The 13176-nt window shown below is 73.0% G+C and carries 9 protein-coding genes; 5 read left to right on the top strand and 4 right to left on the bottom strand.

What is annotated here, in order from left to right; translation table 11 throughout:
* Window positions 1–51: 51 nt before the first annotated feature.
* Window positions 52–849 (bottom strand): TIGR03084 family metal-binding protein, encoded by a 798-nt coding sequence (locus tag C1N81_RS26210; protein ID WP_394433068.1) that lies wholly within the window; start codon window positions 847–849, stop codon window positions 52–54.
* Window positions 850–1110: 261 nt separating this feature from the next.
* Here C1N81_RS26210 and C1N81_RS26205 point away from each other — a divergent pair, with 261 nt between their 5' ends.
* Window positions 1111–4362 (top strand): FG-GAP-like repeat-containing protein, encoded by a 3252-nt coding sequence (locus C1N81_RS26205; protein ID WP_394433067.1) that lies wholly within the window; start codon window positions 1111–1113, stop codon window positions 4360–4362.
* A gap of 16 nt (window positions 4363–4378) precedes the next feature.
* Here C1N81_RS26205 and C1N81_RS26200 read toward each other — a convergent pair whose 3' ends face one another.
* Window positions 4379–5296, bottom strand: coding sequence for an EamA family transporter (locus C1N81_RS26200; RefSeq protein ID WP_394438235.1), 918 nt, complete (start codon window positions 5294–5296; stop codon window positions 4379–4381).
* Between the two features lie 196 nt (window positions 5297–5492).
* Between C1N81_RS26200 and C1N81_RS26195 the strand changes: the two genes are divergently transcribed.
* Window positions 5493–6374: a LysR family transcriptional regulator gene (locus tag C1N81_RS26195; RefSeq protein WP_394433065.1), complete on the top strand. Its 882-nt coding sequence runs from the start codon at window positions 5493–5495 to the stop codon at window positions 6372–6374.
* Between the two features lie 40 nt (window positions 6375–6414).
* On the opposite strand, the gene C1N81_RS26190 is transcribed toward C1N81_RS26195, so the two are convergent.
* Window positions 6415–9249: an FAD-binding and (Fe-S)-binding domain-containing protein gene (locus tag C1N81_RS26190; RefSeq protein WP_394433063.1), complete on the bottom strand. Its 2835-nt coding sequence runs from the start codon at window positions 9247–9249 to the stop codon at window positions 6415–6417.
* 345 nt (window positions 9250–9594) lie between these two features.
* Between C1N81_RS26190 and serC the strand changes: the two genes are divergently transcribed.
* Window positions 9595–10713, top strand: coding sequence for a phosphoserine transaminase (gene serC, locus C1N81_RS26185; protein WP_394433061.1), 1119 nt, complete (start codon window positions 9595–9597; stop codon window positions 10711–10713).
* 37 nt (window positions 10714–10750) lie between these two features.
* Here the strand turns inward: serC and C1N81_RS26180 are convergent, their stop codons facing one another.
* Window positions 10751–11776 (bottom strand): YncE family protein, encoded by a 1026-nt coding sequence (locus tag C1N81_RS26180; RefSeq protein WP_394433059.1) that lies wholly within the window; start codon window positions 11774–11776, stop codon window positions 10751–10753.
* A gap of 68 nt (window positions 11777–11844) precedes the next feature.
* On the opposite strand from C1N81_RS26180, the gene C1N81_RS26175 reads away from it, so the two are divergent.
* Together C1N81_RS26175 and C1N81_RS26170 are read left to right on the top strand one after the other, a co-directional pair.
* Window positions 11845–12513, top strand: a complete 669-nt coding sequence (locus C1N81_RS26175) for a GDSL-type esterase/lipase family protein (protein WP_394433057.1) — start codon at window positions 11845–11847, stop codon at window positions 12511–12513.
* A gap of 83 nt (window positions 12514–12596) precedes the next feature.
* Window positions 12597–13175 carry a Uma2 family endonuclease gene (locus C1N81_RS26170; RefSeq protein ID WP_394433055.1) on the top strand — a complete coding sequence of 193 codons (579 nt, stop codon included), beginning with the start codon at window positions 12597–12599 and terminating at the stop codon, window positions 13173–13175.
* The last annotated feature ends 1 nt before the right edge of the window (window position 13176 follow it).

The following is a 13176-nucleotide window of genomic DNA, read 5'->3' as shown; positions in this document are numbered from 1 at the left end:
AGCGGTCGCCGTAGAACCCGGAGGCGTTGCCGATGCGGAGCGGGGGCGGGGTCACCGGGCCGCTCCCTTCGGGGGCCGCCCCTGCCCCGGGGGCCCGGCGAAGGCCTGGGCGATGCCGAGCCAGCGGTCGGCGTCGGCCCCTTCGGCGCGGAGGGCGAGGTCGTCGCGGTGGGCGCGCTGGGTGACGAGGAGGCAGAAGTCGAGGGCGGACCCGGTGACGCGCTGGGCGGCGTCGTCGGGCCCGTACGCCCACATCTCCCCGCTCGGGGCCACGAGTTCGACGCGGAACTCGGCGCCGGGTGCGGGCAGCCCGTGCACGGCGTACGCGAAGTCCCGGGCACGTATGCCGATCCGGGCGACGTGCCGCAGCCGGTCGGTGGGCGTGCGTGCGACGCCGAGCGCGTCGGCCACGTCCTGGCCGTGGGCCCAGGTCTCCATGAGCCGCCCGGTCGCCATGGAGGCGGCGGACATGGGCGGCCCGTACCAGGGAAACTTGGTCCTGGTGGCGGCTGCGCCCCGCAACACCTTCTGCAACTCTTCCCGCCCGTCCCGCCATTGAGCGAGCAGGGCGGCGGGTTCCTGAGCGGCCCCGGCGTCGGCCCCGTCGTCGACGAACGAGTCCGGCGCGGCGACGGCCTTCTCCACCTCCCCCGCGAACGCGCCCGGGTCGTTCATCGCGAGCAGCGCGGCGCGGTCGGTCCAGGCGAGGTGGGCGATCTGGTGGGCGACGGTCCAGCGCGGCGCGGGTGTCCGCAGCGCCCATCGTCCGGGCTCCAAGTCCCGTACCAGCTCGTCCAGTTCCTGGCTCTCGGCCCGCAGGTCGTCGAAGACGGACAGCGGTTCGGACACGGGTCGCTCCCCTCCGGGGCGTTGCGTGGCGCGGTTGCTCCGGAGCATGGCAGCGGGCCCAGAAACAAGCAAGCGTGCTTGCATGAAAATCTCGGAGCCGATGGCGGCGACGGCGGGGGCCCGCCGCTGTCGGCGGCCGGACACCGATTACCCGCTGTGACGCGTTGATCAAGGCTGCTAATCTCACCCTGCCCGCGCGGGGACGATCGGCGCTCTCAGCAGCCTCCTCCGCAGCGGCCACCCTGGGGAGGGACTCTTTTCGTGACCGTGACTCGTCCGTTGTCGTCGCACAGACGGGCCGCGCGCCGTTCGCGCGCGTTCGGCCCCATCGCTCTCATGGTCACGCTCGCCGTGACCGGCACGACGGCCGGTGCGGTGGGCACCGCGACGCCCGCCGTCGCCGCGACCGCCTCCACCGACCCCGTCGTCGTCAGCGCCGGCGACCGCTTCGTGCCGCGCGCGACCATCGTCCTGAACGCCGGGAAGACCGGGTTCCTGACCGCGCGGGAAGGGGACGACAAGCTCCGGTGGATCGACTACGCCACCGGCGCGGCGACCGTCCTCGACCACCGGCTGCCGACGCCGCTCACGTACGACGTGGACAGCTTCCGGTTCGGCTCCTACCCGGCGGACTTCGGCCACGGGTCCGACACCGTCGCCGTCTACGCCGACTCCCCCGCGCCGCACGTGACGCTCCAGCAGGGGGCCGACGCCTCCGGGGCCGTCGTCGTGGCCGTTCCTGACGGGCAGTCGTACGTCGCCACGTACGGGGACACCGTCATCACCCGCACCGGCACCGAGAGTGAGACGACCGGCCTGCATCTGCTGCGGCGCGGCGACGACGGGCAGATTCAGGATCAGGAGCTGGCCGGTCTGCCGCAGGGCTGGAACCTCACCGTCAGCGAGGGCGACGCCCGGTCCGTGGCCGTGCGGGGCATCAAGTGGGACGACGACACGATGTCCCAGGGCTGGTGGGTCGTCGACCTCGCCACCGGGAAGCTGAAAGCCCTTGCCCCGCGGGGCGAGAGCGTCTCCTTCGACCAGGACAGCGTCTTCCACCTCGGTGCTCCCGAGAGCTACGCCGCCCAGGTGTACGACCGGAACGATCTCGACGCCGAGCCCGTCACCCTCGACCTGCGGGACGTGGCGTACGACGACATCGTCCGGCGCTTCGGCGACGACCTCGTCACCGTGACGCCGCCCAACCCGGGCGACAACGAGTACCGAGGCAACGACCTGGTGCTCCGCGACACCGAGGGCCGGTATCTGAAGTCCCTGCTGGCCGTCGCCTCCACCTCCGTCAGCCGCACGCCCGACGGTTCGCTCCTCGTGGCCGGTGCGGAGACGGATACCGCCGAGGGCGCCCTCGACTGGGGCTACTACCTCTTCACCCGCGCCGCCGACGGCACCATCACCCGCAAGCGGCTCGCGGACATCGAGAACCGTGAGGCCAGGCCCGCCGGTATCGCCCTGGGCAGCGGCATCCTCACCACCGCCGACGACTCGCAGATCTACGAGCCGAGCACGTACGTCGGCGGGTACCGCAGTACGTGGCTGAAGACCTCGGGCCGCCCGGAGGAGATCGACTCGACCGTCGACGGCTACATGGCCGGCCGGGACGACGACTGCGGCAACTCCCAGGGCGAGTACTGCGCCACCCTGTTCGCGAGCGGCGACGGCTTCCACGGCCGCAAGGCCGGGACCGAGCAGGACGTCACCATGCTCTACAAGAACGGCGCCGCCTCGTGGGGGCCGCGGTTCGACTCGGGGCTCGCCAACCCGCAGCTCGTCGACCTCTCCGGCCGGTTCGGTGTGGTGAACCAGGCCGCGGGCGGACGTCAGTCCATCCTCGAGTTCACCGGGCCCGACTCCGGGAAGGGGCTGCTGAAGCGGCAGCCCGTCGCCGCCTCGGTCTGGGGCAGCACGCTGTGGAGCGCCGCCGGGCGCTGGGACGACGTCAGCTCCGGCGTGTCGACCAAGGTGACCGCGCAGACCCTGCCGTCCGGCACCGCCGCCGAGGTCTTCGACGCCGGGTGCGTCGCCAAGGACCTCCAGGCCGTCGGGCGTTTCGTCTACTGGCGGTGCAGCGACTCCTACGACTACTACCGGGGCGCCGGTGTCTACGACCGGCAGAGCAAGGCGGTCGTGCGGCTCGGCACGGACGCCACGCTCCTCGGTGACGGTTACCTGGTGCGCCGGTCCGACGCGGCCGGCCTCACCCTCGTCGACCTGCACGGCGGCCTGACGACCGCGACCAAGGAGGCGGACCTGCCGCAGCGCGTCGCCGTCACCGCCGCCGACCTCGGTGACCGCACCGGGCGCCGCTCCGGTTGGACCGTCGACCGGTTCGGCGGGCACATCGCCTACGTGGGCGCGGACCGCCACGTGCGGATCGTCCCGTCGGGCGTTCCCGCCTCCAAGGTCGCCGTCATCGACGCGGAGACCCCGGCCGGCCTGGACCTCAAGGCCGACGCCGCTGCCTGGTCGCCGCGCTGGTGGCTGTCCAAGCCCGCCGCCTCGTGGTCCCTCGCGCTGAAGCACAAGGCGTCCGGCAAGGTCGTCCGGACGCTGACCGGCGGCGAGGTCCGGGGGCAGCTCACCACCTCCTGGGACGGCAAGGACGCGAGCGGCAGGCTCGTCGCCAACGGGGCCCACACCTGGACCCTCACCGTGCGGCCCGCCGACGGGGCGGGCGGTGACCTCACCGTCTCCGGGACCGTGGGCGTGCGCGGCGGCGCCGCCGTGTGGCGGGACATGGGCGGGGACGACGGCATCGGCGACCTGCTCACCATGGAGCCGGACGGGGCCACGTTCCTCTACAAGGGCGTGGGCGACGGCACGCTGGCCGCGCGCGTTGCCGCGGGCGGCACCACGTTCGACCCGAGCACGCTGCTCGTGCCCGTCGGCGACGTCGACGGCGACCGCTGCGACGACGTGCTGGCCCGTGTCGGCAACCAGCTGCGCGCCTACCGCCCCGGCTGCGGGAAGATCGTCTCCGCGTCGTCGCCGTACACGGTGATCGGTTCCGGCTGGGGGCAGTACGACCGTCTGACGTCGCCCGGCGACCTCAACGGTGACGGCTACGTCGACCTCATCGCCCGGCAGACCACCACCGGCGACATGTACTTCTACGCCGGTACCGCCGACCACACCCTGAAGACGAAGGTGCGGATCGGCACCAACTGGAAGCTGTACACGCGGATCGTCGGCGCGGGCGACCTCAACGGCGACGGCCGCGGCGACCTGCTCGGCGTCGACAAGTCCGGCTACCTGTGGCGCTACTACGGCACGGCGGCGGGCGGCGTCACCGCCCGGGTCAAGATCGGGCCCGGCTGGGGGGCCTACACCGCGCTCGCCGGCCCCGGCGACCTGACCGGGGACGGCCGCGCCGGTCTCCTCGCCCGCGACTCCGCGGGCAAGCTGTGGCGGTACGCGTCCAAGGGCGACGGCACGTACGCGCCGCGGGTGCTGGTCGGCACGGGCGGCTGGAACAGGTTCAAGGACCTGCACTGAGACACCCGCACGTGTCTCACCCCGACCGGCGCCGCCGCCCCACCTGCGTCCGCACCGCCCCCATGCTCGCCCCGATGACCAGGGCGATCGCCAGCGCCTGGAGCCACGTCAGGGCCTGGCTGAGGACGAGGAAACCGGCCAGCGCGGCGATCGCCGGTTCGAGGCTCATCAGCACCGCGAACGTGGACGCGGGCAGGCGGCGCAGCGCGATGAGTTCGAGGGTGTAGGGCAGGACCGAGGAGAGGACCGCGACGGCCGCGCCGAGGCCGATCGTCACCGGGTCGAGGAGCCGGCTGCCGGCCGTGACGATACCGAGCGGAAGGCTGAGCACCGCCGCCACGGCCATCGCGAGGGCGAGCCCGTCGGCCTGCGGGAACCGGCGGCCGGTGCGGGCGCTGAAGATGATGTACGCCGCCCACATGCCGCCCGCCGCGAGCGCGCAGACGACGCCGACCATGTCCAGGCCGCCGACGCTCTCCCCGGCGCCGCCGAGCAGGAAGACGCCGCACAGGGCGAGCCCCGCCCACAGGAAGTTGATCAGCCGGCGCGAGGCGAGCACGGAGAGCGTGAGCGGGCCGAGCACCTCGAAGGTGACGGCGAGGCCGAGCGGGATACGGGCCGCGGCCTGGTAGAAGATCATGTTCATCCCGCCCATGGCGATGCCGAACGCGACGACCGTCCCCCAGTCCGCGCGCGAGTGCCCGCGCAGCTTCGGCCGGCAGACCACCATCAGCACCAGCGCCGCGACGACCAGGCGCAGCGTGACGACGCCGACGGCGCCCGTGCGCGGCATGAGACTGACCGCGAGCGCCCCGCCGAACTGCACGGACACGCAGCCCGCGAGGACGAGGCCGACGGGCCCGAGGGAGGTGTGCCGGCCCCCCGCGTCGGCCCCCGCGCCGTCGGTCCCGGCGAGGACAGCGGCCTCGGGCACGGCAGGCTGCTGCTGTTCGGTGCGCGAGCCGTTCACAGGGCTTCGATCCTCCTAGAACCAGAACTGGGATCGAGTCCAATATTTTGAACTCGTACGTCTACGGTACTGCACTGAGCGTCGCCCGTGAACTCCCACGCTAGAAGCCCCGGGCGTGCCCCGTGAAATGCCTTCTGCGCTCCGGTTATGCTCCGCGGACATGAGCCGGAGCCCTCATCACGCCATCGAACTGCGCCACCTGCGCTGTTTCCTCGCGATCGCCGAGGAGGGCGCCGTCACCCGCGCCGCCGAACGGCTGCGCCTCACCCAGCCCGCCGTCTCCCGCACCCTCGCCGCACTGGAGAACGCCCTCGGCGTGCGCCTCGTCGACCGCTCCACGCACCACCTCGCCCTCACCCCGGAGGGCCACGCGTTCCGCGAGAAGGCGGCGGTCGCCGTCGCCGCGTTCGAGGACGCGCTCGCCGCCGCCCGCACGGTCCGCCGGCCGCTGCGCCTCGGCCACGCGTGGTCGGCCGCGGGTGACTTCACGACCCCGCTCCTGCGCCGCTGGCGGCAGGCGCACCCGGACGTACCGCTCGAACTGCTGCGGATCGACGACCGTACGGCCGGGCTGCTGCGCGGCGCAGTCGACGTGGCGCTGCTCCGCGGCTCCGTCGACGCGCCCGGCCTCGTCACCGAACTCCTGCACCGGGAGACGCGGGTCGCGGCGCTCCCCGCCGACAGCCCGCTCGCCCGGCGGCCCGCGCTCACCCTGGCCGACCTGTGCGCCGAGACGATCGCCCTGAACACGGTCTCCGGCACCACCACCCTCGCCCTGTGGCCGCCGACCGCCCGGCCGACCCGGACCCTGGCCGTCGCCAACACCGACGACTGGCTCGCCGCGATCGCCGCCGACCAGGCCGTCGGCATCACCTCGACCGCGACGGAGCGGATGCACCCGCACCCCGGCGTCGTCTACGTCCCCGTCACGGACGCCCCGCCCCTCCCCGTCCACCTGGCCCACCGCAAGGGCCCCGGCCACCCGTCGACCACGGCTCTGATCGCCCTGGCCCACGAGATCGCGGGGGCGGGTCAGGGCTGAGACCCGCCGGACGGGTCGGGGCGGCGACCCGCCGGGCAGATCAGGACTGGGACCCGCCGTGCGGCGTATCCGGCAGCCCGTCCGCCAGGACCTCCGCCAAGTGCCTGGCCCGTACCCCCGCCAACTGCTCCACCTGCGTCCGGCACGAGAACCCGTCGGCCAGGATCAGCGTGTCCTCGCCCGCCGCCCGGACCGCCGGGAGCAGCGACTCCTCCGCGCAGGCCACCGACACCTCGTAATGCCCGCGCTCGAAGCCGAAGTTGCCGGCGAGGCCGCAGCACCCGCCGCTCAACTCCCCCTCCAGACCGGCCTTCTCCCGTAGGTTCCGGTCCGCCGCGTCCCCGAGGACCGCGTGCTGGTGGCAGTGCGTCTGGCCGGTCACGGGCCGGTCGATCCGGGGCGGCGTCCAGTCCGGCGCGAACCGCTCCAGCGCCTCCGCGAAGGTGACGACCCGCTCCGCGAGCGCCGCCGCGCGCGGATCACCGGGCAGCAGCTCGGGCAGGTCGGAGCGGAGCGCCGCCGCGCAGGACGGCTCCAGGACGACGACGGGCGCCCCTGCCGCGAGCACCGGTTCCATCAGCTCCAGGGTGCGGAGCTGCGCGGCGCGGGCGTGGTCGAGCTGCCCGGTCGACACGTAGGTCAGGCCGCAGCACACCCGCGCCGACGGCAAGGTCACCGTCATCCCGGCCGCCTCCAGGACCCGTACGGCCGCGTCCGCGACGCCCGGCGCCAGATGGTCGGTGAACGTGTCGGGCCACAGCACGACGGTCGCCCCCGGGCCCCCGCCCGGAGCGGACGCGCGCCGCCGCCACCCCCGGCTGAAGGCCCGCGCGGCAAGACGCGGCACATCCCGCTCCGCGGCGATCCCGCCGGCCCGCTTCACCAGGGAGGCCACGCCGGGAACGGACGCCAGCCGGTTGAGCAGCCGCGCCGACCGCGTCCGCTCGACCAGGCGGAGCCACCGCGGCAGCCGGCCCATCGCGTAGTGCGCCATGGGGCGGCGCCGCCCCGCGTAGTGGTGATGGAGGAACTCCGCCTTGTACGTGGCCATGTCGACCCCGACCGGACAGTCGCTCCTGCACCCCTTGCAGGACAGGCACAGATCGAGCGCGTCCCGCACCTCCGTGGACCGCCAGCCGTCGGTGACGACCTCCCCGGCGAGCATCTCGTGCAGCAGCCGCGCCCGCCCGCGCGTGGAGTGCGCCTCGTCCTTGGTGGCCCGGAACGAGGGACACATGACCCCGCCCCCCGAACCCGCCGTCTCCGTGCGGCACTTGGCGACCCCGACGCATCGCCGCACGGCCGCCGAGAAGTCGCCGCCGTCCTGCGGATAGCCGAAGACGACGTCCACCGGTTCGCGCGGCAGCACGGCGAACCGCAGGTTCTCGTCGAGCCGGGCGGGCCGCACGAGCACGCCGGGGTTCAGCACGTCGCCCGGATCCCACACCCCCTTGACCCGCTCGAAGAGATGTACGAGCTCCTGCCCGTACATCGTCGGCAGCAACTCGGCGCGCGCCTGCCCGTCCCCGTGCTCCCCGGACAGCGACCCGCCGTGCGCGACGACGAGCGCGGCCAGCTCCTCGGAGAACCGCCGGAAGCGCGCGACCCCGCCCCCCGTCAGCAGATCGAAGTCGATCCGTACGTGAATGCACCCGTCACCGAAGTGCCCGTACGGGGTTCCGCGCAGCCCGTGCTCGCGCAGCAGCCCCCGGAACTCCCGCAGGTACCCGCCGAGCCGCGCGGGCGGCACCGCGCAGTCCTCCCAGCCGGGCCACGCCTCACTGCCGTCCGGCATCCGCGTCGCCGTACCGCTGGCGTCCTCGCGGACCCGCCACAGCGCGCGCTGCCCGGCCGGGTCGTCGACGACCAGCGCGTCATGCACGTCCGCCGCCCGGACGATCCGCTCGGCGGCGGCCCGCGCCTCCCCCGGCGTCGCCCCGCCGGTCTCCACGAACAGCCACGCGCCGCCCTTCGGCAGCCCCGCCCGGTCCCCCGGTACGAGATCGGCGGCCATCCCCTCCACGGTCAGCGGCCCGTACGGCAGCAGGCCCGCGGCGGCCTCCGCGGCGGCGCTCTCGTCGCCGTAGGCGAGCACGGCGAGAGCGGTGGCCCGCGGCGCCTCCACCAGCTTCACGGTCGCCTCCGTGACGAGGCCGAGGGTGCCTTCGCTGCCGCAGAAGAAACGGGCCAGGTCCGTGCCGTGCTCGGGCAGCAGCGCGTCCAGGGCGTAGCCGGAGATCCGGCGCGGCAGTCCGGCGTACGGGGCGAACCCGGTGCGGATGCCGGCCAGTTCCCGCGCGACGAGTTCTTCCAGCCCCCGGGGTGCGCCGCCCCACCCCTTCCCCAGCCGGTACGCGGTGCCGTCCGCGCCCGCGACGTCCAGTGCGAGGACGCTGTCCGCGGTCGTTCCCCAGGCCACGGAGTGCGCGCCGCACGAGTTGTTGCCGATCATCCCGCCGAGCGTGCAACGGCTGTGCGTGGACGGGTCCGGCCCGAACCGCAGCCCGTGCGGGGCGGCGGCCTGCTGGAGCCGGTCCAGGACGAGTCCGGGCTGTACGCGGGCGACGCGTGCGGCGGGGTCGATCTCGATCACCCGGTTCATGTACCGGGTGAAGTCGACGACCACGCCGGTGCCTGTCGCCTGGCCTGCGATGGAGGTGCCTGCGCCGCGCCCCACGACGGGCACGGCGCGCTCCGCGCAGAGGGCGAGGACCGCGCGGAGGTCGTCCGCGTCCCTGGGCGCGACGACGCCCCGCGGGACGCGGCGATAGTTGGACGCGTCCATGGTGTACAGCGCCCGCGTCCCGACCCCGAAGTCGACATCCCCACGGACACGCCCCCGCAGAACCCGCGCAATATCCTCATCCTCAGCCATACGCCCAGCATGCCCACGCTTGCACGCCGACCGCGGCCCCGGTGGGGGCTGGTCGCGCAGTTCCCCGCGCCCCTGAGATGCGCACTGCGTGCGCCATCTCAGCGCCCCTGTGGCGGCGGCGAAGCCGCGTCGCAGGGGCGCGGGGAACTGCGCGACCGGCCACGACGAGACCCGCACCCGACGACACACCCCCAAAGACCGCGGCGAAGCCGCGTCGCAGGGGCGCGGGGAACTGCGCGACCAGCCACAACGCGACCCGCTTCCGGGGACGGGACCGCCGGGGCCCTCATCTCAGACGCCGGACAGGCGAAAGCCCCGCCAAATCCACCCGCTACCCTCGCAGACGTGGCTGAGATCCAGATTCCCGCTGACATCAAGCCCGCCGACGGACGTTTCGGCGCTGGCCCCTCCAAGGTGCGGACCGAGGCGCTGGACGCCCTGGCCGCCACCGGTACCTCCCTGCTCGGCACGTCCCACCGCCAGGCCCCGGTGAAGAACCTGGTCGGCCGCGTGCGCGAGGGTGTGAAGGACCTGTTCTCCCTGCCCGAGGGCTACGAGGTGGTCCTGGGCAACGGCGGCTCCACGGCCTTCTGGGACGTGGCGACGCACGGCCTGATCGAGAACAAGTCGCAGCACCTGAACTTCGGCGAGTTCTCCTCCAAGTTCGCGAAGGCGTCGAAGCTGGCCCCGTGGCTGGCGGAGCCGACGGTGATCGCCTCGGACCCGGGCACGCACCCGGAGCCGAAGGCCGAGTCCGGCGTCGACGTGTACGGCCTGACGCACAACGAGACGTCGACGGGTGTCGCCGCCCCGATCAAGCGGGTGGCCGGTGCCGAAGAGGGCGCCCTCGTCCTGGTCGACGCGACGTCGGGCGCGGGCGGCCTGCCCGTCGACATCGCCGAGACGGACGTCTACTACTTCGCCCCGCAGAAGTCGTTCGCGTCGGACGGCGGCCTGTGGATCGGGATCTTCTCCCCGGCGGCGATCGAGCGCGCCGAGCGCGTGCACGCGTCGGGCCGCCACGTCCCGGAGTTCTTCTCGCTGCCGACGGCGATCGACAACTCCCGCAAGAACCAGACGTACAACACCCCGGCGCTCGCGACGCTGTTCCTGCTCGGCGAGCAGCTGGACTGGATCAACGGTCAGGGCGGCCTGGACTGGTCGACGTCGCGGACGAAGGACAGCTCGTCCCGCCTGTACTCGTGGGCGGAGGAGAGCAAGCACGCGACGCCGTTCGTGACGGACCCTGCGAAGCGTTCGCAGGTCATCGGCACGATCGACTTCTCGGACGACGTCGACGCGGCCGCCGTCGCGAAGGTGCTCCGCGCCAACGGCATCGTGGACACGGAGCCGTACCGCAAGCTGGGCCGCAACCAGCTGCGTGTCGCGATGTTCCCGGCGATCGACCCGGCCGACGTGCAGGCGCTGACGGCCTGCATCGACTACGTGATCGACAAGCTCTGACACCGACGTGCACCGCGCCGCTGACGGGCGGCGCGGTTCACTTCCCCTTGGGCTTGCGCACCATCCGCCCCACCCCGAGCACCAGCAGCAGCACGACGGCCGCCCCGACGGCCCCGGTCTTCCCGGTGAGCCCGCCGCCGTCGCCGTCCCCGCCGGACGAGTCGCCGCCCCCCGAGCCGGACCCCGACCCGGAGCCGGAACCGCTCGCGCCCTCGACCTCCACCGGCTCGACCGAACTGCCCTCGCCCTCGCTCCCGTAGAGCAGCGTCCTGCCGTCGAGGGTGTACGTCACCGACTCCCCCTGGCGCTGCAACGGCACCTGCAACTGCCCCTCGCGCTCGGGTTTTCCGTCGTTCCAGGCGTAGGAGACGCCGCCGAAGTAGCCGCGCAGGGCGAGCTGTTTCCCGTCGGGCGAGAAGGCGCCGTCGGTGACCCAGAGGTCCATGTCGGCGATGCGCTTGAAGACGTTCGTGCCGGACGAGTCGAGCGGGTCGGGGCCCTCGTACAGGCCGCCGCCGTCCTCGTCCTTCTCGACGATGTAGACGCGGCCGGTCTTGGGGTGGACCATCATCGCCTCGGCGTTGCGCGGCCCGTCGGCGTACTTCACGACGTACTGGGTGGCGCGCACGGTCTGGTCGCGCAGCTCCTTCGGCTCGGGCAGCTTGTAGATCCAGACGTGGTCCCACTTGCCGCCGAGGTTGTCGCCGATGTCGCCGACGTAGATGTTCCCGTCGGGGCCGACGGAGATCGCCTCGACGTCGCGCGGTTCGCCGATGCCGGTGAGGGTGAGCCGGGCGACGGTCTTCCCGGTGCGCCCGTCGACGGCGTAGATGTACGGGCCGTCGTCGCTGTCGTTGTGGGTCCAGTAGACGCCGGGGTGGGCGCGGGAGGCGGCGAGGCCGCTGGACTCGGTGATGCGCGGGTCCTGGAGGGTGAAGCCGTCGGAGCCCGCGGGCCGGTCGTCGGCGAGGGCCGGACCGGCGGCGAGACCGCCGAGCAGCACGACGGCGGCCGCGACCCCGCCCACCCGACTCCTCCGCGAGGACAGCTTGTACGAACGCATGGCCCCAGCTTGCCAGGCGTGTTCGGTCTCACACGCACGCGGTCCGGGTGATCGACGATGATGAGCGGATGCTCAGGTTCATGTGCGTCGGTGACTCGATGACGATAGGAAGCGCGGGCGAACACACCTGGCGCCACCGCATGTGGCTCCACCTGCGCGCCACCGGCACCGACTGCGCGTTCGTCGGCCCCCGCACCGCCCTGCACGGCGGCGGCCACGCCTACGCCGACCCGGACTTCCCGCAGGCGCACTTCGCGGGCTGGGGCGAGGGCTGGCAGCACATGGCCCCGGCGATCGCGGAGGCGGTCACCGACACCCGCGCCGACGTCCTCCTCATCTCCCTGGGCCTCATCGACCTGGGCTTCTACACGAACGCCGAGCAGACGGCGGCGAACGTCCGCCGCTTCGTCACCGCGGCCCGCACCGCCAACCCGGCCCTGCGCATGGTCGCCCTCCCGGTGATCCCCAACATCCGGGCGGAGTCCGACGCCCCGTTCGCCGCGCAGGTCGCCCACTTCAACACCCTGCTCGCCAAGGCGGTCGCCGACCTCGACGAGCCCCGCTCCCCGCTCCTGCTCGCCTCGGTCCCGGAGTCCTACGACATCCACACGGACACCTACGACGGCACCCACCCCAACGCCTCCGGCGAACACAAACTGGCGGCGTCCTTCGCGAACGCCCTGCACCAGGCGTGGTCCATAGGCGCCCCGTACGCGGCCCCGCTCAGCATCGCCTGATCCCGGCGTGCCCTGGTGACCGTGCGTATCGTTGTACCGCGCGGTCGCCCGCTTCCGCCGGGCGGCCGGGGAGGAGCGCCAGGATGACCGCCGAGGCAATCGACAGGATCGACATGGCGACGATGAACGAGCAGATCTTGGACGAGATGTTCGCGCAGATGACCATCCCCGAGGGCTACAAGGCCGAGATCGTCGAGGGGAACGTCTACATGTCGCCGCAGCGGGACACGCACTGGGACATCATCCTGGGCATCGTTGAGCAGCTGCGGGTCAAGTACCCGCGCAGGCGCGTCAAGTCCGATGTCCGCATCGACTACCCAGGCCACCTGAACGGCTTCGCCACGGACCTGACCCTTCTGTCGGAGACCGCGACCAAGAACGCCAAGGGCCTGTGGCTCTGGCAGGATGTCGTATTCGTCACGGAGATCATCTCCCGGGGCACCGGAGCCAACGACTACGGGCCCAAGAAGGCCGCCTACGCCGCCGCCGAGATCCCTGCTTACCTGATCGTCGACCCCTACCAGGGCAGGTGCCACCTCTACGCCCAGCCCAAGGACGGCGACTACCTCACCGAGACCACGGTCACCTTCGGCACGGATGTCGACCTGACCAACACCCCGGTCGGTCTGACGCTCGACACCACCGACTTCGACCGCGACTGAC

The organism is Streptomyces sp. SGAir0957, from assembly GCF_043523415.1.
Note: the sequence above shows the minus strand (reverse complement) of the source record. Positions and strands in the feature narration are given on the sequence as shown.